At 45.1% G+C, this 25,786-nt stretch carries 17 protein-coding genes; 1 reads left to right on the top strand and 16 read right to left on the bottom strand.

The window, feature by feature from the left end; genetic code table 11:
- Positions 1 to 244: 244 nt before the first annotated feature.
- From RB622_RS11960 to RB622_RS11925, 8 genes are all read right to left on the bottom strand, one after another.
- Complete coding sequence (locus tag RB622_RS11960; RefSeq protein WP_308046782.1) at positions 245 to 913, bottom strand: DUF3826 domain-containing protein; 669 nt, start codon at positions 911 to 913, stop codon at positions 245 to 247.
- 8 nt (positions 914 to 921) lie between these two features.
- A complete protein-coding gene (locus tag RB622_RS11955) occupies positions 922 to 1,824 on the bottom strand; it encodes a sugar phosphate isomerase/epimerase family protein (RefSeq protein WP_308046781.1) in 903 nt (300 codons plus the stop codon).
- A 637-nt stretch (positions 1,825 to 2,461) separates the two neighbouring features.
- Entirely contained in the window at positions 2,462 to 3,553 is a 1,092-nt protein-coding gene (locus tag RB622_RS11950; protein ID WP_308046780.1) for a sialidase family protein, read from the bottom strand.
- A gap of 56 nt (positions 3,554 to 3,609) precedes the next feature.
- The gene (locus tag RB622_RS11945; protein WP_308046779.1) at positions 3,610 to 5,154 is read right to left on the bottom strand and encodes an MGH1-like glycoside hydrolase domain-containing protein; all 1,545 of its coding nucleotides are present in this window, start codon (positions 5,152 to 5,154) and stop codon (positions 3,610 to 3,612) included.
- Positions 5,155 to 5,162: 8 nt separating this feature from the next.
- Positions 5,163 to 8,285, bottom strand: a complete 3,123-nt coding sequence (locus RB622_RS11940; RefSeq protein ID WP_308046778.1) for a DUF6298 domain-containing protein — start codon at positions 8,283 to 8,285, stop codon at positions 5,163 to 5,165.
- Between the two features lie 153 nt (positions 8,286 to 8,438).
- Positions 8,439 to 10,133 (bottom strand): polysaccharide lyase, encoded by a 1,695-nt coding sequence (locus RB622_RS11935; protein WP_308046777.1) that lies wholly within the window; start codon positions 10,131 to 10,133, stop codon positions 8,439 to 8,441.
- A 28-nt stretch (positions 10,134 to 10,161) separates the two neighbouring features.
- Positions 10,162 to 11,916, bottom strand: coding sequence for a RagB/SusD family nutrient uptake outer membrane protein (locus RB622_RS11930; RefSeq protein WP_308046776.1), 1,755 nt, complete (start codon positions 11,914 to 11,916; stop codon positions 10,162 to 10,164).
- A 12-nt stretch (positions 11,917 to 11,928) separates the two neighbouring features.
- Complete coding sequence (locus RB622_RS11925; protein ID WP_308046775.1) at positions 11,929 to 15,057, bottom strand: SusC/RagA family TonB-linked outer membrane protein; 3,129 nt, start codon at positions 15,055 to 15,057, stop codon at positions 11,929 to 11,931.
- Positions 15,058 to 15,510: 453 nt separating this feature from the next.
- On the opposite strand from RB622_RS11925, the gene RB622_RS11920 reads away from it, so the two are divergent.
- Positions 15,511 to 16,005 (top strand): YdcF family protein, encoded by a 495-nt coding sequence (locus RB622_RS11920; protein WP_308046774.1) that lies wholly within the window; start codon positions 15,511 to 15,513, stop codon positions 16,003 to 16,005.
- A 5-nt stretch (positions 16,006 to 16,010) separates the two neighbouring features.
- Here RB622_RS11920 and RB622_RS11915 read toward each other — a convergent pair whose 3' ends face one another.
- From RB622_RS11915 to RB622_RS11880, 8 genes are all read right to left on the bottom strand, one after another.
- Entirely contained in the window at positions 16,011 to 16,340 is a 330-nt protein-coding gene (locus RB622_RS11915) for a hypothetical protein (RefSeq protein ID WP_308046773.1), read from the bottom strand.
- 20 nt (positions 16,341 to 16,360) lie between these two features.
- Positions 16,361 to 17,599 carry an NAD(P)/FAD-dependent oxidoreductase gene (locus RB622_RS11910; protein WP_308046772.1) on the bottom strand — a complete coding sequence of 413 codons (1,239 nt, stop codon included), beginning with the start codon at positions 17,597 to 17,599 and terminating at the stop codon, positions 16,361 to 16,363.
- Positions 17,600 to 17,652: 53 nt separating this feature from the next.
- Complete coding sequence (locus RB622_RS11905; protein ID WP_409021423.1) at positions 17,653 to 17,913, bottom strand: acyl carrier protein; 261 nt, start codon at positions 17,911 to 17,913, stop codon at positions 17,653 to 17,655.
- Positions 17,910 to 21,053 carry an efflux RND transporter permease subunit gene (locus RB622_RS11900; RefSeq protein ID WP_308046771.1) on the bottom strand — a complete coding sequence of 1,048 codons (3,144 nt, stop codon included), beginning with the start codon at positions 21,051 to 21,053 and terminating at the stop codon, positions 17,910 to 17,912. The genes RB622_RS11905 and RB622_RS11900 overlap by 4 nt, the downstream gene beginning before the upstream one ends.
- Before the next feature lie 24 nt (positions 21,054 to 21,077).
- Entirely contained in the window at positions 21,078 to 22,127 is a 1,050-nt protein-coding gene (locus tag RB622_RS11895) for an efflux RND transporter periplasmic adaptor subunit (protein ID WP_308046770.1), read from the bottom strand.
- A 39-nt stretch (positions 22,128 to 22,166) separates the two neighbouring features.
- The gene (locus RB622_RS11890; RefSeq protein WP_308046769.1) at positions 22,167 to 23,483 is read right to left on the bottom strand and encodes a TolC family protein; all 1,317 of its coding nucleotides are present in this window, start codon (positions 23,481 to 23,483) and stop codon (positions 22,167 to 22,169) included.
- Between the two features lie 68 nt (positions 23,484 to 23,551).
- Complete coding sequence (locus RB622_RS11885; protein WP_308046768.1) at positions 23,552 to 24,163, bottom strand: TetR/AcrR family transcriptional regulator; 612 nt, start codon at positions 24,161 to 24,163, stop codon at positions 23,552 to 23,554.
- A gap of 349 nt (positions 24,164 to 24,512) precedes the next feature.
- Positions 24,513 to 25,610, bottom strand: coding sequence for an MBL fold metallo-hydrolase (locus RB622_RS11880; RefSeq protein ID WP_308046767.1), 1,098 nt, complete (start codon positions 25,608 to 25,610; stop codon positions 24,513 to 24,515).
- Positions 25,611 to 25,786: the final 176 nt, after the last annotated feature.

The following is a 25,786-nucleotide window of genomic DNA, read 5'->3' as shown; positions in this document are numbered from 1 at the left end:
AATTAAATCGCTTTTACCCTAATCAGCGGAATTGGCCCCGGTCCCCCAGGCTGTTTTTTTTATTTTCGGCTGCATCCTATGCCTCAGACGGTACAATCAGGTTTTTACCCTGCCAATCCCGTCCAGCGAACCAGTTTATTGGAACATACGAGGCGGATAACCGGTGGCACTGACTTCGCAATCCGATCAGGCGATTTCATTTGACAACATTGCAAAGAAAACCCAAATCACCGCAGATAAAATTCTAACGCCCGTTCGATTTCGCAGTTTTCAGCCTTTCTTCCCACGCTTTGCGTTCTCTTTGAAGATCATAACCCGCCGCGGACAGGTAATTGTTGATGCGTCCTTTGTATTTTCCAAAAATCTGATGTTTTCCATCGGAGGTACCGGCGTCCATGGCGAGCTCCCGCGCTTCGGTCAGCCAGGTTAATATCTGTTCTTTTTCCTTTGTTTTGAGCGAAGGAATCATGTCCTGATATGCTTTATAGGTGACGTTCAGCACGTCATAGGTCATACCGTTTTTCACCAGATCTACCTGCTCTTTCGTCAGACTGGCTGAGAGCTCTTTGATGTAATCTCTATGTAAAGCCGATAACCTGGCATTTGTCGCTTCGTCAATGGCTTTCAGATTTGCATCCCTGATTGACTTATCGCTTTCATTTTTTTCCTTTTCAACCAATAGCTTTGTTTTCTTCTCTTCATGAACCGCGCTGAGATTTCGATATTGTGCCACAATCACGCCCCGAACTTTTTTGTATTGTGCAGAATCTGTCAACTGAATCGGATTGAGGATTTTCCCGGCCCGTTCGGTTAAGTTTTTGGTATAAACGGTCTCTTGATCTGTATGGTCCTGAGCTTTCAACGTGGTGCTGGTTAAAAAAGTCAACATGATACAAGTTAAGATCTTTCTCATAATTTGTTTTATTTAGTGGATTGAAATATCGATTTTAAATAGGCCGTATTTGCCCCAAAATTTCCTTTTACGTCCTGTGGTTTGGTGGCATCACGTGAGCGCTCTACCACCAGCCAGCCTTTCCAGCCCATTTTATCCAGGGTATTTTTCACTTTTTTCATATCCAGACGGGTATTGTTTTCCAACCAGACTCCATCCTTATCCGTACAATGAATCTGGCAAATCCGGTTTTTGCCTAAGATCTTCAATTCCTTGTTTACATCCCTCCCGGCTTCCAGAGGATTCGAAAAGTTGAAATAAATCTGAACGGACTTCGAACCAATTTCTTTTAACAACTTCACCTCTTCGGTCGCGTCTAATGCCGTCTCAATGCCGATGACCACTCCTGCCCTTTCAGCCACCGGTGCGATCTTTTTCAGCCTTTCAACAATCAACGGACGTAATTCAGGATTTTTAACAAGGTCGCCCTGAACACCCAGCGGCAGAAATGCGACCTTGATATCCATTTGTTTCATGGTCTCGATGCAATCCCCAACCATTTTATCTACACCTTCCCTTTTGGCAAAAGATTGGGCATAAAAACCCGTCATGGCCAGTGAGCAAAATTTGAGGTTCAGCGCTTTGGCTTTTTCCTGATATTGTTTTCGGATTTCAGGGTCTGCCAGTTTGTTATCGAAAGTCTCACGGTTACCCAACCCACCCATATCGATTTCCAGACCGTCCGCACCAATTTCTTTTGCCAACGGCAGTGCGCTGATCTTTTGACGTTTTAGGATCATCAGGTCGATCACGGCAATTTTATATCGTTCCTCCTTTTTTACACCCTGACTTTTTCCGTTCAAAATCAGCAGGAATAATAGCGGTATCGCGAAAAACATCCGGGTTAATTTATAGTTTTTTGAAAATATCATTCAGGTATCCGCTTTTTTAATAATATTTTGATTATCAACATATATTTCAATTTGTAAATCTTCCCCGAAACCCTTTCTTATCACCAGACAGGAGGCTCCTACGGAGCCGGATTGTTCCCGAAGCCGGCATTTGACTAGAAATAGGAGGCCTCGATGAGGCGTTTATTTTCTGGATATTTTGTGAAGCGGCATTCTTCGGCACAGCACCGGTTTATAAAATCCTGGCAATACATTTTATTTATCAACGACTCCGGTGAACGTCTTGTTTATAGAAAATCTCAGCCTTGCACTTACCTCCCCACTCCGATGAAAATTCTCTCGGTTTTGGAAAGCCTGATACTACGTTTTATATCCCCGCTCTAAAAGCAGTCTTCTGTTTAAAGAAATCTCGACATTACATTGTGTATCCCGGCTCCAATGGGAGCCTCCTGTTTATAGAAATCTCGGCAAAACATCGCATATCCTGGCTCCGTAGGAGCCTCCTATTAGGTTCCAGACCCGGTTGAATTAGAAAATGAGGAGACTTAATGAGTCTTGGATATTCATTTTCGCAATCCATAACAACAAAACATCGTCATGCTAACCATACTATTGTTTAACACCTCGCCTTCTCATTTTTTAATAAATACAAATCAAATTACAATAACCCAGGCCATTTTTCATCCACAACCGGTTTTGTCTTCAATTTCACCGGGTCAATTTTAACATACTTAATCCGTTCGCGCCGCCAGGTGTAAACAATGTGAACCATGCCGTCGGCCGACTGAATCACCGAGGGGTAGGAATACTGACTTACCTTAGAATCTTCCAGAATTAAAGCAGCTTCCCAGTTTTTTCCATCCTTTGAAATTGCCACATTGAGCGGTGTCCTCGACCCTTTCTTTTCTTGCTCCGGCGTTTTGACATGGTTATAAGCCAGTAACTGGCGACCGTCTTTTAACGTAACCGCATCCGTCCCTGCGTTGTTATTGGGCATATTGGTCAATTGCATTTCCGACCAGGTTTTCCCCTGATCTTTTGACCAGGACTCCACAATCGAGCGATTTCTGCTCCGGCACAAAATCTGCAAATCGCCATTTTTGTGCGTTAGTATGCTTGGTTGTATCGCATTGATCGTTTTTCCGTCATTGATCGGCCCGACTTTCCGCCATGTCTTACCAAAATCCGATGTTACTTCAAAATGCACTTTCCAGCCATTTCCTTCGGTACTGGACGGGCACCATAATTCGCCGTTTGCGAATAAAACAGGCTTGTTTTTGACAGGGCCAATAAACCCGTACGGTAATGCTTTGGGTTTGGACCAGCTTTTACCCTGATCTTTTGAGCTTATCATAAATCCTTTCCATCCCGCCACATTCGGTCCAACCTTGTAGAACAGCAGGAGGTCTCCTTTGGGCACCTGATACAGAACAGGATTCCAGCAAGCGTATCTGAGGGTATCACTTACAATTCCATTGGCCACTTCAACCGGTTTTGTCCATTGCTCATTCACCAACCGGCTTATCCAGATTCCAACATCCGGATTCCGCTCTTTGGTACCGCCAAACCATGCGGTAACCAGTCCGCCGGGTGTTTCGGCAATTGTCGCGGCATGACTTTCGGGAAAAGGTGCTTTTTCAAAAATAAACTCATCCTTCACAATACCATCCTTCCAGGTTTGCGATTTTACCGCGACGCTGATCAGGTAAAACAGTCCCCCAATCAGAAATGTCAGTTTAAGTTTTTTCATTTTATATTTCATTTTGTTTTTACCCGTCCGACGGCGAAAAAGCCGTCGGACGGGCGCTACCATTCCCTGATCAGAATCCGCCCGATGTTATCCGACGAGCCTGCTTTTTTGCCATTCACTAAAACCTGCAATCCTTTTCCTTTCTTGTAATGATCTCCGTTTTTATCCCAAAGAATGGTCAGGATTTTTCCGTGATACAAAACATTGTCCAGACAAAACCAGTCCCACTTTTCCTGAGGGATCAAAGGATTAACCTCAATCACACGATCCGTCCTTGGCCGCAAACCGACCAATCCGGAAATAACAAGGTCATTAAAAGTCGAATGATTGTAATACCGGCTGCGTTCCTGATCACCCTTGAGCCAATAACCCGTCGTTTCGTCAAGATATTCACCTACGTAAGGTTTCCCCCGATAGTACTGCGACTCTACATACAATTCCATCAGTTTGAAATAGGTTGTATCAGCCAAAGTCTTTTGCTTATCGTCGTTCATCCGGTTTGCCATACCGGTCAGCGTTTGAGCGCTGGCAAACGGCCACACAGCGCCATCCCATTCACATTTGCAACATCCGTGCGTACGAAATTCAGGATGGCGGCGCTCCGCCGTGGTAAGTCCAAAAGGCGCCAGAAACCCTTGCGGATCCGACACCTGTTTCCAGGCAGCATCGTACTTTTCGTCCGGTAAATTAAAATACCAGGGAGTAAAACCGATCGCTTCACGAACGCCCGCAAAAGCCCCCGCTCCTCTCTTTTTTACCGTTTCAAAAAACTCGCTTTCGTTGTTCCAGAGCTTATTTCTTATCAGATCTGCCAGCGTATCGGCTTTGGATTGGTACAAGGCGGATAACTTTTCATCGCCTTTCATCAAACCAATCGATGCAATCGCTTTTGCATTTCCGAACATATAACTGTTGATCGTTGGGCGTGCATTCTGCTCCCTGCGTCCTCCGCTCAGCGACTCCTCCATTCCGTCTTTTACATCACTTTGCCAGAACAACCCGGTTTCCGTTCGCCGGTCTTTTTCCCAGGCCTTGTACTCCGATTCCAGATCAGGCAGCATATCCAGTAAAAATGCCTGATCATTATTGACCTTATACCGGTTCAATAGTGCATCCGCCGTCCAGCTACTGAAAGTGAGTAATTTTTTCATTCTCGTTCCTTCATTCCCCCGATACCAGGTATGGACGTAGTCATTCAGATAACGCTGGTCGTGCAGCCAACGCCCTTCATAAATGTGATGCCCGAGTGCACAACTGATCATGTTGTATTTGTCGGCATAATTCCGGTCAACCAAAAACTCGGTGATAATAAACCCTTGCGGCGTTTGGTGAATGTGTTTACGAAAAGTCCACCAACGATAATAATAAATCTCCTGGAAGTTGTCCTGGGGACAATCAAACAACGGAATATTGGCTTTCATCCAGTCCCACGACTGCGCATTGGAAATGGCATTAACCTTGTTTTCACCTTCCATGCGGTTAAAATGTTCAACATGGTGACGGTAATTTTCTGTTTTGAGCACAGCAGGTCCCACGCTGTGTTTTGAACAGGAACAAACCGTAAACAAGAAACCGGCCAAAAGATATAGCTGTATTTTCATTTTCAGGATCATTTTTTCGATAGCCATAAAACAACCGGGGTACCCTCCGTCAGTTTTACCGGTAGGTACTGCCCGCCTTTTACTTTTTCTTCCCGGCCCGATATTTTTCCGGTTTTCACATCGATTTTTCGCAGGATATACTGTCCTTTCAAAGCGCTCAAATCCAGCGAGTCGGTTTTTCCAACCTCCCGGTAGACGATCATTCCTCCATCCGGATCCAACAACGCATAAGGCTCATTCGATCCGGTCAGTGGCTTCATGACTGAGGCCTCCGACAACAGTTTTGTATCTAAAATTCCGGACATTGCGCTGAGCGAACCGCCTGCCATAAAAACAGCCCAGGCATGAGCATCATGACCCATGGCAGAATACAAAACGGCCTTACCGGGATACTTGCTGCGGTATTCCAGCACCGCTTTGTAGACAGATTCAAATGAAACCTTACCCGTTTTCTGAATTCTGGCGTGCTGCCTTGGTGCAAGATTTTTGCCACCTTCAGGCGCGTAAAATGTCCCGTCTTCTTTTTTATGCCAATAACGAATATCAATCATATCCACGATTGCCGCATAGGCAGGGTCTAATAAAATTGCATCCTGCACATCCTTGGTCGTGCTCAAAGCGACCAGCGTGTTTTTACCCTTTTCCTTTTCCCATTCCGCAATTACATCGAGCCAGAATTTCACGAAATGCAGCGGTCCCGTATACTCGGCACTGATGAACTGAATGACACTACTATTTTCAGCAAAATTGTCCAGACATTTCCGGATGTAAGCCGTATGCAATGCCCTACGAACCGGCTGGCTGATATCATAAAACTGATCTGCCATAAAAATCCGTTTGTCTCCCGCATAGGGCGGAGGCTCGGGGAAACCCGTGTTATTAATATTGTTGGCAGACCTCCACGGAGAATCGGCATAATGCGCGCCCGCTTCAAGAATATTATGCTGAAAATAATTCTGGTGATAAAGTATCAGGCCTTTCCGGTCCGCCAGATCGGCAAATTTTTGCAAACGGCCCCAGTAGAAAACATTATACTTCGTCAAATCGTATTTACTAAGATTGTCCCATGCATTTTCCCTGCCGCTTCTTGCAAAAGGCTGTTCGTAAAAAGGCGCCCAAACTTCCCCATCGAAACGACGGATCCGTTCATGGTCGTCCCTCCGGCGATCATACCATAATCCATAGTTATGATCGATTGTCGTTACATTATTGGCAACCAGCGAGTCGGTCATTTCTTCCAGATCATCCGTCAGTCCATTCCCATATCTGCCCGGAACAAAACGGGTGATGTGAGGTTTGGCTGCGGCAACGTCATGGGATTTGGTACTCCCTCTCCACCACGGCACTTCCTGACGGCCCCCTGTAATCACTTTGTCACCCCGGACAAGCCAGCCATTTTTTAGGGTTAACACCGGTTGCGATTTCACAGGAACCAGACGCTTAATCCCAATTTCATCAATGGTTTTTACGGATGTAATGGTTATTGCCAACGGATTTCGCTGACTGGCAGCATCAATCCAGGCAGAAAGCTGGGGTGCCGGCTCGTTCGATCCGGCAGACAATGCTGCGGCCTGAGCGATCGTCGGACTACTGGAAGCTTCTGTTTTTTCTGGCAGGATAAATGCCCTTTGTAAAACGTCACTCCCCAGTCTTTCAGACAACTGCGCGTAATACAAACTGCGCGGCTGGATATGTTCGTTAACGTTTTCCCAATAACCATCGCCTGCGAATTGCGCCCATATCCCAAAGGCGTAATTCGTTGCCGTCGGCGGATTAAAATTATCAACGCTTGAAGCAGAACATTGCCAAAACACACTGTTGGCAGCAGTCCATCCCGCTCCCTGGCCATCCTGCCCGCGATTACTAAAACGCAAGGCATTGCCATCCACATTGACGACATCAAAAAGAACTCCGGAAGCCCAGCTGTCAATGGCGCCGCTAAAACTGAACGGCATGTGCGACTCGCATTGCACAAAAGCATTCGGCCCGGCTGCACAGAAGCCCGTCGAGAAATCATGATATCCATTTTCTGCATAACACCGCTGGAACAGTGTCTGCTGGCCCTGCGTAAAAAAAGTGTAACGGCGCTGTCCGCCGATTTCCGATACAGGATTTAATGATTTACAATCCTCGACTGTAACTTTTGACGCTGTTTCATAGACCGCTACGGCCGAACCGGCCAGATTTTTAAAATTCACCTGACGCACCCAGCCATTTTCGGCATTTTCCCAGGTGATGCCCATCCAGCGATGGTCTTCATCCTTTGGGTTCGACGGATCAAAGGCAGATTCAATACTCAGATTTTCAACACCAACCTGGCTGATACGTCCAGTCCATTCGTATAAAGCAATGGTCCCACCTCCGAATTTTTGATCCAACGCCGTCGTGATGGGCGCATCCAGTGTGACACGGTTACCCGAAACCAATATAATGGTTCTATCCCAAATAACATCCCGCTGTCCCGGTTTCCAACCCAGCCAACCCGTTTCTCCCCCGAATTCTTCCATTTTCAGGGTTTGTATCCACGCTTTGGTTGAGGGGCGTTTTATACGGACACGGTCCCCTTTTTTCAAGGATCCAGGGTTTTCTATGGTAAAAACGGTGGCATTGACCGGCACATACGCATCAGTGATCCTGATTTCTTGTTCTGTTTTCCGATCGGGTTTTCCCAGTATTCTGACAATGGTTTCTCTTGTTTTTCCATCACCCAACAGTACGGTTCCGCCCGGCATTGCACCACTTCCTCTTAATACTACACCCGAATTTTTGATCAGCAGACTTCCGTTAATAACATGGCTACCCTTTTCGAGCAACACCGTTCCGCGGATGTTATCGGGCCCCAATGGCAAAGCTGCTACATAATCAAGCGCGGATTGAATTCGTAAAGTTGCGTCACCCGGTTTTGCCGGAACCAAAACTTTAACGGCAACATCGGGTACAGGAGCGTTTCCGCCCATATAACCGCTGTGAGAAAAATCCAAAATCCGGTTCCCCAGAGAATCCGGTACATAAACCAGCCCGTCGTCTTTTCCAAGGGAAACCGGTGACGGTGGCTTTACCTTTTTTTGTGCAATAACCGGTGCAGAAACAAGCAAATACAACCCAAGTAAAAACAGGGTTGTATTTAACATGTTAGCTGTTGAAGTGTAATTTATTTTTCTCAAGGGCATTCATTGTAACTTTAATAATCGATCTTTTTCTATCCTTCGGATGGCAAAAAAGCCATCCGAAGGAAGTCCGGGCCTTTCCGACGTTTTTTCCACCGACGGACGGATCATGGAAACCTATTTTCTGCCGGAATCCGTTTTGGACGAAGCCAGCGTATCAAAATTATTCTTTGGATTTTTCCAGTCCGTTTTCTTTTTAGGATCAATACCGTTGATAAATTTCTCGATGTTTGAATAACCGTCTCCGCTCATATCCTTCTGCGCGTCAGACGGGTCCTTCGGATTTAAGGCATATTTAATTTCCCAATCGTCCGGCATGCCATCGTTATCTGAATCCTTGTAAGGTGTCCCCTTATATTCCGGATATCCCCCAACCTGCGATACATCCGTGATAATACCATTTTTGTAAGAATCAATCGGTAAACGGCGATGCTCGAATTGTGTCGTTGGTAATTTTACACCTTCAATCGGATTGATCTTTCCTGTACGTACCTGTGTGGTCACGCGGGTGTCCACAGGATCACGTTTTGGCAACGTTGCACCCGCATTTGCGAGCACATAGTCAAAAGATTCTTTCGCACTCATGATCGGGAATTCTGGCATAGGAAGTGGTTTGTTCCATTTGATATGGTCACGGTATTTCCCAGTCGAGGCCTGCTCTTCCACCTGCACACCGCCATCCCAGTTGTCCTGTGTGATCTTGTCATAACCTTCCATGACATTCCCGTTTACATAAGCGCGGCCGAAAACCAGGTGATCCAGTTTGCTTCTTCCCGATTCCGGTTTCAAGATACGATGTCCGATCGGTGCATTTTTTGGTGTCTGCGGTCCCGGTTTGAAATAATTATTGATGATGTTGTACATCGCGCGGTAATCCCCGCCGTCAATGGAACGGTGAACCCAGTTAAACACAACATTATTCGCGAAATTGAAAACGCCAAACCAGCCAATCGAAGGATTTCTTCCGGCGTTATTGGCCCATAAATTTCTCATAAAAGTACAATTCTCACCACCAAGCGTACTGCCGAACGAGTGGTTCCAGGTATCCAGCGTTTCAGAAAAAATCGAATTCTGGATGGTGATGTTTACCGTCGGCAATTTTTGTTCGGCAATACCCGTGCTGTCATTGTACATGTGACGATACATCGACATATTTTCATCCAGTCCCCAGCTTGCCGAAACATGGTCAATCATGATATTTCCGATTGGGTTACCGCCTATGGAATCATCCCTGCGGCCAACAAAAGTTTCGCCCCGGCGGAAACGCATATGGCGTATTACAACGTCATGCGTATTGATCCAAACTGTTTCTCCGGCTACACAAACTCCATCGCCCGGTGCCGTTTGTCCGGCAATCGTAATGTATGGCGCACGGATAATCAAAGGTGTTTTGATACGGATAATACCTGCCACATTGAAAACTATAATACGCGCGCCACCTTTTTCACAGGCATCACGAAGCGTACCCGGTCCACTGTCGGCCAGGCTCGTCACAACATAAACTTTACCTCCACGACCTCCAAAACTGAAAGCGCCGCCTCCCTGCGCTCCCGGAAAAGCAGGAATATCGGACTGTGGCAGGTCAATGGGACGGGCTGCCCAGGGTATATAAGGTTTGCCGTTTTTTGCTTCCTGTTCAATCACCGGCCAGGCTTTCTGCCATGCAATATCCGATCGTTTGTTTGCCTCAGCCAGTAAGGAATCACTGGTTTTTTGAGCCGCGGCGGGTATTTTCGGATACTGCGCCATGGCCTGTGCCCCCAGAAAAACCGGTACTAGTAACGAAAAAAAGGAAACGTGTTTAGCTTTCATAATGAAAAATCTGATTGAGTATGCTAATTTATTTCAAAGGATCAAAAGTGCCTGAAGGCCAGCCGATATTTTGCTCCAATCTTGGGTTATTGGTCAGGGCAGTTGACGGAATGGCAAAGAAATAATATTCAGGAAGCCATTTGATCGCATATTTTGTGTCGAGTTGTTTCGGAACAATTTCAAGGTAATTTTTATAGACCGAGTCCAGGTTCATACCATCGCGCTGTGCTGCAAACGCTGCCGCAGAAATGGCTGATGTTTTAAGGTTAATCGTTACACCATTTCTTCTTTTCCCGTTCAGTTTTGATTCAAACAGTTTCCAGCGGCGCAAATCCCAGAAACGTTTTCCTTCAAAGGCAAGCTCAATCTGCCTTTCGTGCAGGATCGCTTCAAACATTTCTGACCTGGTCATATCGGCCTTCAAGCCATAAAGTCCGTTTGCACCCGCATCAATACCGGCCCGTTTTCTGATTTCGGTCAGTTGTTTGTAAGCCTCGTCCAGCTTGTTAACTCCACAGGCAGATTCCGCAAAATTCAACATCACTTCGGCATAACGCATTTCAATCCAGTCTGTTCCGCTGTTTGCCACAGCCCCTGTCGCCAGATTAGGATCAATCGCCTTGCGGCAATAGAAACCGGTCGCCGTTGCTTTTTGCTCCACGGTTTTATTGTCGACCATGTAGGTCCACAAACGATAACCCGTGTTTCCGTTGATAGGCCAGGTTGTACCGTTAAATGCGATGGTATTGTCAAAGCGAGGATCACGGTTTTTGTAAAACAATTTGGCATCATACCCCGCCCCCTGTTCGGTAATATCCTTACCGTTTTTCATCGGAAAGGCCTGCGTTAGTTCCCAGGTTGGCTGGTTTGAGCCACTTCCGGTACCCAGATATGACGGCCTTGTATTGTTATCCCAGGTCTGGTTTTTATTAATCTGATCACCTACTTTATTGTTGTAACAGGTTACCCAAACCGCCTCGGGATTGTTCGCTTCTGTAAACCATAAATCCTTAAAGCTGGTATGAAGCTTAAATCCGTTGGCGGTAAGCATGTCTATTGCTTTTTTGTTGGCATCGTAAGCCGACTGCCAACGATCCGGCAAATCGTTTGGATTAAACTGCGGACTGGCCCAGTTTAAAAGGATTCTTCCTTTAAATCCTGCGGCGGCCCCGCTTGTAATTCTTCCCCAGTCGTTGCTGTTTGACCATTTTCCCGGCAAATTGGCAATGCTGTAATCCAGATCTTTCACAATCTGCTGAATGCTGGCGGAAGTACTGCTGCGGGGAATAGCGGCTTCATCCTTCGCTGCTTGCCCCACGCCTTCAAGCGGTTCCAGCACGATAGGGACACCTCCGTACAATTGCACCAGGTCAAAATAGCGGTAAGCACGGAAAAAAGTAATCTGCGCCTGCAACTCCTTTTTATATCCTTCGCTCAAAACGCTGTTAGGCATTTTCAATAAAAACTGGTTGATCGAACGGATCTTGCCATAGTTATTGGTCGCGTTGACCGACGTTCCGAAATCAGCGACGGTATTCACCTGCACGGTTCCCTCAAAAAATCTTGTTTCTCCGGAGATTTCATCGGTACATTTAAGAAAATCACCGGTGGGCCACACAGGCAGGTTCTGATCATAAACGTAGTCAACATAACCTCTTGCCAAAAGTGAGTCGTTAAATACCTGATCTTCATTGAAGGCGGAAAGGTCCGTTTTATCCAATACCTTTTCACAACCGGAAAGGGTTATGGCTGACAGTATGGCTATGATATATCTTGTTTTCATTATTGCTGAATTTTAAAGTGTAAGGTTTAGTCCAAGCGACCAGGTTCTCATCACCGGATACACGTTGTAGGCGCCGGCTGCATCTTTATAATTGTATGGGTTATAAAAATTAACAGGGTTCATGGCTACACCGATGATTTTCAGAGAAGTCACGCCCAAACGTTTGGCCACATTTTGTCCCAGTGCGTACGACAAGTTAAGGCTGCGCATTCTGAACGAGAATGAATTTCTGAACCAGAAAGATGAAACGACCGAATAGGTGTCTTCATAAAAGGGATCAGGATAAGCGGCTGTTGTGTTTTCCGGGGTGTAATGGTCTGCCCAAAATGCCGGCCGCGACACATCCTTGCCTGCTCTTTTTCTTGCATCGCCTTCGATCGTTGCCTGTCCGCCGAAAGAACCAGCCGTAACTACATCCAGTTTGAAACCTTTATAGCCAATTCCAAACGACAAACCGAAAGTATAATGATTACTTTCCTTGTTCGTCAGCCAGTCCAGATCATCTTCCGTGATTTTTCCGTCGGGCGCAGCATAAGTGCCATCCGTTTGTCTTGGGCCACGAATATCTTTGTAATAAAGCATACCCGGTTTTGGAGCCTGACCGAAAATCGTATAATTCGCGTTTGTTTCAAGGAATTTGTTTACATCGTCCTGAGATCTGAACATACCCAGATACTGATATCCCTGCACGCCGCGGTCGGTTGATCTTCCCGTCGGATCCAGCCATGAGCCTACGTTGGTCGCTGCTACATCTACCAACACATTTTTGTTATCATTCCATGCCAGAAAAGCATTTACGTTGTAGTTTATATCCTTGCCGATTTTGTCATTCCAGCCCGTTGAAAACTCCAATCCGAAAGAATTTACCGTTTCATAGTTTTCCGAAGGCATCACCGACCCGATTGTCAGCGGAACCGACGACGAAAGTGTCGTTAAAAGATTGTATCCGTGGTCGTGGTAAACATCAATTGTTGTTGACAATTTGTTATTCAGGAACGACGCGTCCAAACCGATATTTTTCTTGGTAACATCATCCCAGCGACCGAAATAGTTAGGCAGTTTTTCCAGTTTGATCCCCACCGTTCTGTCACTGTTCCCTCCAAACACCGCGCCGTTGGATGCCTGTGGCGTATAACGCTGCATCCACTGCCAGCTTGCGGTACGGTCGCCGCCCAAAAATCCGATGGAAGCCCGCAGTTTCATGAAGTTAACGAAAGCCACTTTTTGTTTGAAGAAATTCTCTTCCGTAATCACCCAACCAGCCGAAAGCTGCGGGAACGTCCCCCAACGGTATTCAGGGGCAAATTTGGTAGAAGCATCACGGCGGAAAGAAACTTCAAACAGATATTTTTCACCGTAACTATAATTCAGCCTGCCGACATACGATAAAATTCCGCTCTCATTGGCCAGGTTAGGACCGATATCCTTGGCGCCCAGGGCCGACATCAGATAATCGTTTCCACCTTCAAAAATACCTTCTTTCATGGTCGCAATGCTTTCCGTGTAAATTTCGGATTGCTCTACCAACGCAAGCGCACTCACCGAATGTTTGCCAAACTCCCTTGCATAACTCAGGTTGACGTTCATCTGATAGCCATCGGAATAACCCGGATTGAACCTTAACCTGTCACCATTATTAAGCCGGGTTGCCGTATTTGGCGTGCCTCCATAAATATGTTTGTTGTTGCCCAGCATTGAAAACCCGTAGGTCTTGTAATACGTCCCAAACTGTTTCCCCCAGTCGTTGCCCAGGTTTTTATTGTAAACCGTTCTCACTTTTAACCCCGGAACAAACGGCACGTTATATTCCAGATAAGCGTTGATGTTCAGCACCGTGTTTCTCGCACGGGTATAGTTGTTCAGTTTCTGTGCTTCAAAAAAGTGGAAACCCGTTGCTCCGGAACCACCCGGCAACAAAACCGGCAAACCATTAACGTAAGGCGGAATAAACTGCGGCGTATTTAAAAGATTGGTTACGTCCTTTTCAACGTTTTCACCTCCCTGTTTCAGATAAAATAATTTGTTATCAGAAAGGTTACCGCTTACACCAAGTCCGATCTTGATATTGTTGGTCACCTTCACGTCGGCACTTGCGCGGAAATTCCATTTTTTGTAATTGATGTTGTCGACATTTCCGTTTTGATAGAAATAAGTAGCACCGGCAAAAAACGTCGCCTTTTCCGTTCCTCCGCTGATATTCAAAGCATGGCGGGTGTTCATAGACGGCTTCCAGGCCATATCAAACCAGTTGTAATTGTTGTTCTTAAAATGTTCAAGCTCATCGGCTGAATAATATTCAGGATCCGTCGGTGCAAGACCTTTGGTCTTATTGTAGTCATTAAGATAAGTCGCCAGCTGCACGCCATTCATCACTTTGGGCTTATAGGTTGCCTCCGAGCTGCCGAAAGTCGTGGTATAATTAACCTGCGGTTTACCGGCCTTTCCTCTTTTGGTTCGCACCACTACAACACCCAAAGCTGCCCGCGCGCCATAAACGGCCGCAGCACCATCTTTCAAAATAGACAGGTTTTCTATTTCAGAGGCATCCAGAAGCTGAAAATCGGCTTCCGTCCTGATCACATCGTCAATAATAAACAGTGGCGAGTTGCTCCCGCCGTCTTTTGACGCTTTCGTCGGATTACGTATCACAATAGACGCAGGTGTTCCCGGACGGGCCGTTCCTCCGTTTACCGATACACCCGGCAGTTTTCCGGCCAGTGCAGAGGAAATATCCCCTACCGGTAATTCATCGATCTGATTGATCTTAACCGTCGCCACGGCCCCCGTCAGGTGAGATCTTTTTTGTTCTCCATATCCGATCACCACGACGTCGTCGAGCGACTTTACGTCCGGTTCCAACGTTACTTCCAAAAAAGTACGCTTCCCTACTTCAACAGTTTGGTTGATAAAACCAACATAGCTGATCACCACCGAACTTCCCGTCGCCGGAATGTCCAGTGTGAACTTACCTTCCGCATCGCTTGTGGTCCCGGTGCGTGTACCTCTCACCAGAATCGAAACGCCCGGCAGCTTATCTTTCGTAATACCATCCCTGACCTCACCTTTTAACTGGCGGGTCTGTGCCATTCCACTCAGCGTAAGGCTAAGAAGAAGTAAAATAAGTAAACCATTTTTCATCATATGATCACACCAATTAAATATAATAATACCAATATTTACTGCGATTTTCAATAGTAAATCAACCTAAAACCCATGATCAAGTCTATTTAGGCACTTGGTAGAATACAAATCTTTATTTGATTTTTTTTATGCACACGTTGCCGGGAACGTTTGCGGAACCTTTTGGGAAATATGTTTTTTTGATAATAGTGTACAAAAGACACAATAACTAGTAGACACATACCCAGCGATATACAAAAAAAGGGTAATCAGAAGTTGTACTATTTAAATGTGAACATAAAAATTAAATACAAATCCATATCGTTTGATTTCGATTTTCATAGAATAAAAACTATCTAATTCTATTTTTCGAAAACAATAAAAATAAATCAAAAATGAATTTTATAAAAACACCAAAAATCGGTCATTAATGAGGAGCTTATCTCCCTCAAGTACTTTTGTACAAAAAAGATCATGAAACTGATTTTAGTATTGGGGTCACCCAACGCCGCCGACGGGACATTGAGTGCGATGGCCGAAAGCCGTTTGAAAACCTGCTTGTCTGTTTATGCCAAAGAAAAGGTCAAAATCATACTGACCGGAGGATTTGGTACACACTTCAATACAAGCGACAAACCGCACGCCTATCATTTAAAACAAAGGCTTATTGCAGCGGGTATTCCGGAAGAGGATATTTTGGCGTTGGTAGAATCGCGTCATTCCGTCGAAGATGCAACGTTATCCAAATGGGTTATTGAAGAATACAATCCGGAGGCCATGACGATCATAACCTCGGACTATCACTATGAGCGGGCAAAAGTTATTTTTGAAGCCGTTTATGCGCCGTTTCAAGGATTTTTCTTTTCACTTGCGTCCAGTGAAAGGGTTGACCCAGAAATTCTAGAGCCATTACTCAGGCATGAAAAAGTTGCCTTGCAGGATTTGCTGGACAACGGCGTACGTTTTTAATCCTGCTAAATATACTGGTTACAGAACAGGGTTTCTTCCTGTTTTATCCCCGACTGATAAAAGCGGGACACCTTTCGTATCAAATGAAAAGGAATAATAATCGAAAAAATATCGTCGTTATCTTGTCCGTCCAGCATCATTTTGCATTTAAGTCCGTCTGCAAGCAATTCGATGCGTTTGATCGAATTCTTATTAAAATGTACCGGCCGGTATTCTTTCATTTGAATGTCGTAGAAAAAATACCTGGCGTAAATGAGATAATGAACCGAGGCATCTGACAGGTCCTCGATGGTTTTGTAGAGTATTGTTTGCAGAAACAGATCTATTTTTTTCATAGCATTCAAAATTCTTTTTATTACATCCTCCTAAAAAATTGGCTTTTAAATAAATACGACCTAACGCCGTAGTAGAACATTTTATAGCGGTTGGTATGGCGTGTCATCGGACGCCAATGGACAATCATGTTCATGAACCAGGCCAGCTTTCCCGCCAGATGAATATTAAACCTATTCCAGCCCATTACGGCACTCATTTTCCCTGTTATTATAGAAAAACCAGGATCCTTGTAAACGAACTTTTCCAGCTCCCGGTGCTCTGCCATCAGCTGAAAGTTTTTCGCCAGATTTTCGCCCTGCTGAATGGCTACCTGCGCTACCTGCGGATGTCCATCAGGATATCCGGGGGCATCCGTTTCCAAACACATATCTCCAATAGCAAAAATATTGTACGTGCCAACTACTTTGTTGTATCCGTCAACCAGGATCCTGTTATCCGTTCCGTAAATATTTCCTGGAAGCCCTTTTAGCATCCTTCCCTGAGTTCCGGCAGTCCAGACAAGGTTTTCTGTGTGGATCACTGCTCCGGACGAAAGCAAAACTTCGTCGTTGACAAAATCTTTCACATGGGTATTCAGCAGAATTTTTACGCCCAGATCATGGAGATACCGATATGCGTCCAACCGCGATATTTCCGGCATAAGGGGCAGTAAAACAGGATCTTTCTGTACCAGATAAATTTCACATGCCGTTCCTTGCAAGCCGGAATAAGAATATTTTAAAACATCCTTTTTAATATTTGCCAGCATTCCGGCTACCTCAACGCCCGTCGAACCGCCGCCCGCAATAACAAAAGTAAGTGCCTTTTTTACTTCCTCTGATGCTTTCGATTTTAACACTTTTTCTGTCTGCTGCATCAAACGGCTGCGCAAAGCCATGGCGTCTTCCATTGTCTTTATGGGAAGTGCATGGTTTTCGATATTCTTTATTCCAAAGAAATTGGCTTCCGTTCCGGTGGCCAATACCAGATAATCATATTCCAGCGACCCGTCCGACAAAATGATTTTGTTTTCAGCAGAAATAACCCTTTCCAGCTTCCCCTTATGAAAAGTCAGGTTTTCCTTTCCTGAAAATAATTCCAGGAAAGGGTTGCTGATTTGTGACGGTTCAAAAAATGAGGACGCTACCTGATAGAGAAATGGCGGAAAAAAGTTATAACTATTTTTGTCGACAAGGGTAACCTGAAATTTGATGTTATGAGCCAATGACAGCGCAAGGTTAATGCCTGCAAATCCTCCGCCTACAATAATTACTCTCATTGCCTTTATTTATTCGAATGTCCATGTATCTCAGTTAGCGATCCTCCTTATTTTCACGCAGAGGCCAGCTGTTTCGCCGACAAATAATTTTCTATCTGCTGAACGGTCTGAAGTTTATCATAGTCTTCATCCGGAATAGCGACATGAAAGTGATCTTCCATTTGCAGCACGAGATCAATCGTATCCAGACTGTCAAATCCGAGGTCTTTCATTAAATGAGATTCCGCGGAAATGGAAGACGCCGGTAATCCTGTCGTTCTGCTCAGTAGTTCAAGAAGTTGCTTTTTCATCGTAATAATCCATTTAAATGTTATTGTGCCAATGTGGCAACCGAAGTTTCAGATTTGGATTTCGAACGGAACGATGTCCATTTTTCACCAAGCCGGTCGGCCAGATAATAGGCCATCGGAACGAGATAAATTGTCAGGATCATCGAACTTGTTAATCCGCCGATCAATACCCAGGCGAGTGAGTTTTTCCATTCCGCTCCGGCACCCGACGCGGTCGCAATCGGAACCATACCGATTACCATCGCGATGGTGGTCATTAAAATCGGACGTAGACGCTCCTCACCTGCGTGCAGAATTGCCTGTCTGAAAGGCACGCCCAATGTTTTCTGCTGGTTTGCAAAATCGACGATCAGGATCGCATTTTTAACGACCAGACCAATCAGCATCAGCATTCCTAAAAGTGCAAAAATCCCGATATTTGAAGACGACAAGGCCAGTGCAAGCAATGCGCCGATCACCGCAACGGGGATTGAAAACAATACCACGAACGGGTAGACAAAGCTGTCGTAAAGCAAGACCATGATGAAATAAACCAGGATCAGCCCCGCCAGCATCGCCAGCCCAAGTGAGCCGAAACCTTCACTCTGGTTTTTTGCATCACCTCCCCAGGTGATAGTCACACCGGCCGGAAGCGGGTTTTTTGCCAGATCAGCCTGAATATTGGCAACCAGCGTTCCTGAACCTATACCCAGCGTGTTAGCCGTTACTGTGACAGAAGAACGACGATTTTTTCGTTCCAGCACCGATGGCCCCGTGCTTAAAGTCACATCAGCAAATTCTTCCAGACGCACCGGACGATTGGCCGATGGGCTGAAAAATGTGATGTGTTTCACATCGTCAGGATCTTTCCGGTCAAAGGCATCCAGCATGATCCGGATCTCATAATCCTCCCCGCCATCACGGAATTTAGAGTCGTCATTTCCCGCAAAAGCATTCTGCATTGTCGCTCCGACTGTCTGAATCGTCAGACCAAGTCTGGCCATTTTTTCACGATCAATGTCCACACGCACCTCGGGATTTCCCGATTCTACCGACACGTTCACGTCGTTCGCACCCGGTGTTTTTTTCAAGCGGTTCGCCAGATCATCAGCTGACGCCAGAATTTCTTTCAGGTCGTTTCCTGCCAAAAATATTTCTATAGGCGCAGATCCTGAATTTACCATCCCCACAATAGCCGAGCTGAATTCGATACCGGCAAATTTCCTTTCAAGTTCCTTACGCACGTTCAGCATATACGTTTCGGTAGGTACCAAACCACTGCGTTCGGTTAATGGTTTAAGTTCAACGGTTAACTCGGTGCGGTTTGTTTCTCCCTGTCCCGAACTGTTCATACCCGTACTCGCCCCCCCAACATTTGCAAAAATGGTGGTCACGTCCGGCTTTTTCCGAAGGTATTCTTCGATGCTTCTGGCTGTCAGGTTATTTTGCTGCAACGATGCACTTTTATCCAGTTTCATCGTCAATAAAAATTTACCCTGATCACCCTGCGCCACGAACTCCTGACCAATAATGCCCAGGCCCATTACCCAGCCTGTCACGACAAACAACGCGATTAGCCCACCTGTGAACATTAATTTGTGCGTCAAAACCCATTCCAGACTTCCGTGATACCAGGTAGTAAGTGCAGTAAGTTGTTTTTCAAACCAAAGCAAAAACCGCTGAAAAGGATTTTTTGGATCCAGGTGTTCGATACGCGCCATATTGGACGTCATCCAGGGCGTTAAGGTAAAACTCACCAAAAGACTAATCATCGTCGCGAAAGCAACCGTTAACGAAAACTGGCGCAGCAAATCTGCAATCACCGAATTTACCATCGTGATTGGAACAAAAACCACCACAATCACCAGCGTAATGGCAAGGGCTGCAAATCCGATTTCAGTCACCCCGTCAATCGTTGCCTGCCAGCGGTCCTTACCCATTTCAAGATGTCGCTGGATATTTTCCAACACCACAATCGAGTCATCCACGAGAATACCGATCACGAGCGAAAGCGCTAGCAATGTCATCAGGTTAAGCGAATAACCCATCACGTACATGAACAAAAACGCTGAAACCAGAGAAGCCGGAACCGAAACCATGACGATAAATGCGTTCCTGAAACTGTGCAGGAACAAGAGCATTACCGCCGCCACTAATACGACGGCCAGTATCAAATCGTGAGTTACTGCTTCAACAGATTCCAGTGTAAAAATACTGCTGTCGTAAGCAATCGCGAAATGTACCTTATCCTTTGCATTGGCCTTTTCAATTTCCGACAATTTCAGCTGAACCAGACGACTGATCTCAACCGCATTGGCATCCGACTGTTTTTTGATAAAAAGCCCGATACCATTCTGTCCGTTATACCGACTGATACTTTCTCTTTCACCCAGGCCGTCCGTAATGTCAGCCACATCACCAACGCGTACCTGACTTCCTCCTTTTGATGTTGAGATAACCAGATTTCTGATATCGTCAAGCGAGCTGAATTTCCCAGCCAGACGAAGCGTCATATTTTCCGAAGCACTTTTCACTTTTCCCGTTGGAAAATCAAGGTTCGCCTGGTTGATAGCCTGCGTCACCTGCAAAAGGGACAACCCGTAATATTTCAATTTATCATCATTCACATTCACACGAATCTCACGCTGGTCCCCTCCTACCATGCTGATCTCGGCCACACCGGCAATCTGCTGGATAACCGGTAAATATTTATCCTCAACCTGCTGATAAAACACTTCATTCGGCAATGACGAGGTAGCCAGGAGCTGCATAATCGGCTGGTCACTTGGCGATATTTTTGACAGTGAGGGCGTTTCCGCATCATCAGGCAAATCACTGACCATGTTGTTGATATCCCGCTGTGCATCTTCCAGCGCTTTATCAATATCCGTTCCGGGTTTTAACTGGACAATAACCAGCGATGCACTTTCGTATGATTTCGAAGTAACGTCATCGATATTATCCAGTCCTGAAACGGCGTCCTCAATTTTTTTACTGATTTCTGATTCAACCTCCGAGGGCGCCGCACCCGGATAAAGCGTTGTAATTGTTACAATGGGTACCGAAAATTCCGGTAACAATTCATAACTCAGCAGCCGATAGGAAAATATACCGCCTATGGAGAGAATCGCGAAAAGCACGATAATCATCGACGGACGTTTGATGATGGATTCTATAAATTTCATGATAAATTCTTTTAGGAATAAGGTTTACTGAGCCGTTACAAGCGTTCCGTTTTGCAGGTTGATCTGACCACTTGTCACCACCTGATCGCCCGCTTTAAGCCCTTTGGTAATTTCATAAAAGTCATTGGTTGCAACGCCTATCGCTACATTTTTCAGAACAGCCTTACCATTTTCAACCACATACAACTGAGGATCCTTGGCCGATCCCAGAATCGCCTGACGGGGAACTGCCAGTGACTCACCTTTCAATTCATGCGAATTGGCTATCGAGCCGTACATCCCCGCTTTCAAAGGATTATTTGCTGTGTTTTGAACCGTAATTTCTACCGGATAATTATGTAAATCATCACCTTGCGCTCCAATCATCGATACTTTTCCCTGAAATTTGGCATCCGGATAAACCTCTGTCAGAACCGATATCGACTGCCCCAAACGGAACTGATTAATCGCCTTTTCAGGCACATTCACAAGCAGCTTCAAAGAAGCAATATCCGTAATTTCCGCCATCGGCGTCCCGATCGAAACAACCGATCCCTTTTCAACCAGTTTAGAAGTTACAATGCCTGAAAACGGCGCGATAATACTGGTATTGGCAATCTGTTTGTTCAATTGCTTGATTTGCGCCTGCGTACCGCGAATGCTCAGCTGCGTCCGCTCGATGTTAATCGCCGGAACCGCGTCTCCTTTTACCAAAACCTCATAACGTTTCAGGTCATTCTGATACCCCTCCAACGTTACCTGCAACGCCTCCACCTGGAAACGAAGCTGGTCGTCATCCAATTTGGCAAGTAGCTGTCCGGCGCTGATGTGCTGTCCTTCCTGTATGTTCAGGCGTATAATTTCTCCGCCGGCAAGTGGACGGATTTCAATCTTCCTGTTCGGGGTAAACGAACCCAGGAATTTTGTTTCCTGCGACATATTCCTAAGTTCTGCAACGGTTGTCCTTACCCCTACTTTCAGGTTCGGATCCGGCTGATAAACCTTGGCTTCCGTAGCTTCCTTGTTACTTAAAAGCTTGGCAGCAGTAAGGCCCAGCACTGCAATGATGGCGACAAATGTTAACAGCCGTTTCATATGTTTTAATGTTGAAGGTTAGTAGTTTTAATTTTTGACTTATTGTTTCAAAAGAGATCCCGTTGCTTTTTTCCATTCGAGTTCGGCCTGAAGAAGCTGTACGAGGGAAGTCAGGTAATTGCTTTGCGCGTCCAGCAGTGTTTGTTCCGACTGGATCACATCCGAAAGCGAAACCACTCCCTCTTTGAATTGAAGTTGAATTTGTTTGTAAACGCGACTTGCCAGCGCAACCTGGTCATTCTTGGCGTTGATGTTCTGCTGCTCAACGCTGAACTTGTTTCTGGCATTTATTTCTTCCATTTCGATAGACTGTTCGAGTTGCTTCAACTGAACCGTCAGCTTGTCGTTATCAATCCGGTTTTGTGTACGCTGCGCCTTTCTCGCCAGACCATCGAAAACATTCCAGTTAAGCTGCAGTCCGGCCCAATATCCGGGCACCTGCTTGAAAACTGAATTATCTCCGCCCTTTCCGAAATAAGTCAAATTGGCTACACCATAAGCATTCACCGTCGGCAGATAGCCCGATTTCAGGTTTTTGTCCTGCAACACATTCAGGTCTTTCTGGCGTTCCAGCAGTGTGATATCCGTTCTGCGCACACCACTTTTTTCCGCCTGGGAAGGAAGCAGTACATTCTTAACCTGTATATCTATACGTAACGAGTCAGATTGCGGAATACCTGTATAATATTTCAGTAAATTCACCAGCTGTGAATACGAATTCTTCAAAGTTTTCAGCTGAGTTTCTGTCGTTGTTTTATTGATCAGAATCCTGTCTTTATCAACACGCTGGGCTAACTGGTTTTGATAAAGCAGGTCAGTGACCTTATAAAGGCGGTCGGTCGAAATAAGGTTGCTGTCCAGAAAGGCCATCTGCTGAACCACCGTTACAAGATTGTAATAAGCATCGGTGACATTGTATGCGATATCTTCCCTGGTTTTCACCGTTGTCAGAGAAGTCAGGTCCCGGTTCAGATCTGCGGCTTTCAGGGCATATTTCACCGATGGATTGAAGAGTGCCTGCGTAACCTGCGCCGAAGTGGAAAGGTTATACGGAAGCCCGAAAGCAAGGGTGCTATACGAACCCTCAGGACCGCCAAATGCGCTGGCAGGAACTACCTGGCCGGGAATTTTGAAGTACCGCTTATAGTCACCCGTCACATTTAACGAAGGCAAAAGATTGGATTTCACCTCCTCAATCTTCGCACTCGTCTTGGCTTCATCCAGCATGGACGACTGGATACTGTAATTATTCTTCATGGCTAAATCTACCAGCTGTTCGAGATTATATTGCTGGGCATGCACACGCGTCGTCATCAGCAAGACAAACAGCCATGCATAGTGAAATGAAAATTTCATCTTAGGGTATCAGTTAAATAAAATATTTATTTTAAATGTTTGTTTAAACCGAGGGTAAAAAAATTTAATCAGATATATAGATAACAAAGGATCATTTCCTTGATTCTTTCCTTATGGTCCAGCGCGTATTGCTTGAATTGCTCCTCATCCACCTCGAAAATTTTCATATGCATATTTTTACCCATGAAAATAAACTGGATATAACCACAGAGCATCGGAATAACATTCTCGATACCGATTGGACGGATATTGCCCTTTTTTATTTCCTCTTCGAGCTGTTGGCCCAATTGGGTATGCTTTACCTGCCGCAGGAAATTAAGATCAGGAATGAGGCGTTCAGGTGCTCTATGAACCTCGTTCATGATAAAATTGCAAAGATCCGGCTCCTCACTCACCATGGCATATGTATGGTCAATCGCTTCAAAAATCTTCGATTTGAAATCGATATCCTTATTGAAGATATCCAGCGTATTTTGAAAGTACAAAGTCAGCAGATCTTTAAAAATCTCCAAAAAAAGCTTTTCTTTACTTCGGAAATAATAATTGGTGAGGGCGATATTCATGTCGGCCTCCTCTGCAATATCCCTCGAAGTGGTTCCGTCGAAACCCTTTTTTAAGAAAACTTTTCTCGCAGCTTCCTTAATTCTCTCTTCACTGGACTTATTGCTTATGCACTTCACTTTTACTCCTTTTTTTAACTGTTTCTTTGTAATTACGATTCAAAGGTGTTGATTAAAATTTACACTTCCAAATAGTTTAAATAGATAATTTAAACAAACATTTAAAAATAGCATTTAAGATAAAATAATCTTGCTAAATTTATATTGCCATTTGGGGCTAAATGCAAAAGTCAAACAGGTATCACCTACTTAACCAATTGGGATTCATGTAGAGATAATCTTCAATCGTATGAGAAATTGATTTGTTACAGCCTTCTGTCCCCTTCATTATAAATCACTTACAAAACCCGGCAACAAAAAAGACCAGCGCAAATTAATACACCGGCCTTACAAGAAATTATCAGTCTGTTTACTTCACATTTTCCCACCAGGCAGGAAACGATTTGCTTTCATTCAGGTTCACCGTTTCTCCAATCATCGGCGTAACCAGCGGCATATTTTTCAGTTTTGCTGCTTTGGCAACACGAATAATCGAATCGTCCCAATCATGTTGTGCCAGCGCAAATTTCGCCCAGTGAACCGGCATCAGTTTTGTTGCTCTCAGATCTTCTGCCGCCTGTCCAACTTCTTCCGGCATCATGTGGATATACTTCCAGTTCTTGTTATACTGTCCGCATTCCAGGAGTGCGAGATCAAAGGGGCCAAACTTATCCCCTATGGCTTTGAAATGCGTATCATAACCGGAATCTCCTCCCAGGAACAATTTCTTCGTGGGTGTTTGTAAAACAAAAGAAACCCACATAGCGCGGTTTCTGGAAAAACCTCTTCCCGAAAAATGTCGTCCCGGCGTGATATTCACCGTAAATCCATCCCCCAAATCCACCGCCTCATTCCAGTCTCTTTCTTCAACTTTGGAAAGATCATATCCCCAGGCTTCAAAATGCGCGCCCGTCCCCAAGCCTGTTATTACCTTCTTCACTTTTGATTTAAGTTTCAGAATCGTCTCGTAATCCAGGTGATCCCAGTGATCATGTGAAATAAAAAGATAATCGATTTCAGGAAAATCCTCCACGGCGTAAACATCACTGCCAGCGAAACTTGACGTGGTAAATTTAACAGGTGATGCGGCTCCGCTAAACACGGGATCAACCAGCATTTTCTTTCCGTCAATCTGCATGAAATAGGAAGAATGACCAAACCATACCAGGATATCTTCGTCTGGACTCAGGTTTAAAAGATCTGTTTTTACCGATGGCAGGACCGTTTCCGGTTTTATTCTTTTGCTTTTGTCAAAAATAAATTCTTTCAAAACCGTGTAATAGCTGACGCCTTCTGCCAGGTCCGGTGTAAAACTCTGGTTCTGAAATTGTCCGTTGTTATAATTTGAAGACTTCTGTATCCTTTCCAATCGCGCACCGGATGGCACTTTACCGAACTGGTCTTCTTGCAAAAAGACATAAACAGCGCCAACCAGTATGGCTGCTAAAATACATATCGTTAATAACATTTTTAAAATTCGTTTTTTCATTGAAGTAATTCCGAAAGGCCACTTTCCTGGTTCACTTTCATTTTGACTGACCAATCACTCTATAAAACTAGTTAATAATTTATCAAAGGGAAGGTATTTCACTTAATTATAAAAACGGCTAAAAAGTTCATTACCGTTACATTTCACCCTTTCAC

It is taken from the genome of Dyadobacter sp. LHD-138 (assembly GCF_030929615.1).
GTDB lineage: Bacteria > Bacteroidota > Bacteroidia > Cytophagales > Spirosomataceae > Dyadobacter.
Note: the sequence above shows the minus strand (reverse complement) of the source record. Positions and strands in the feature narration are given on the sequence as shown.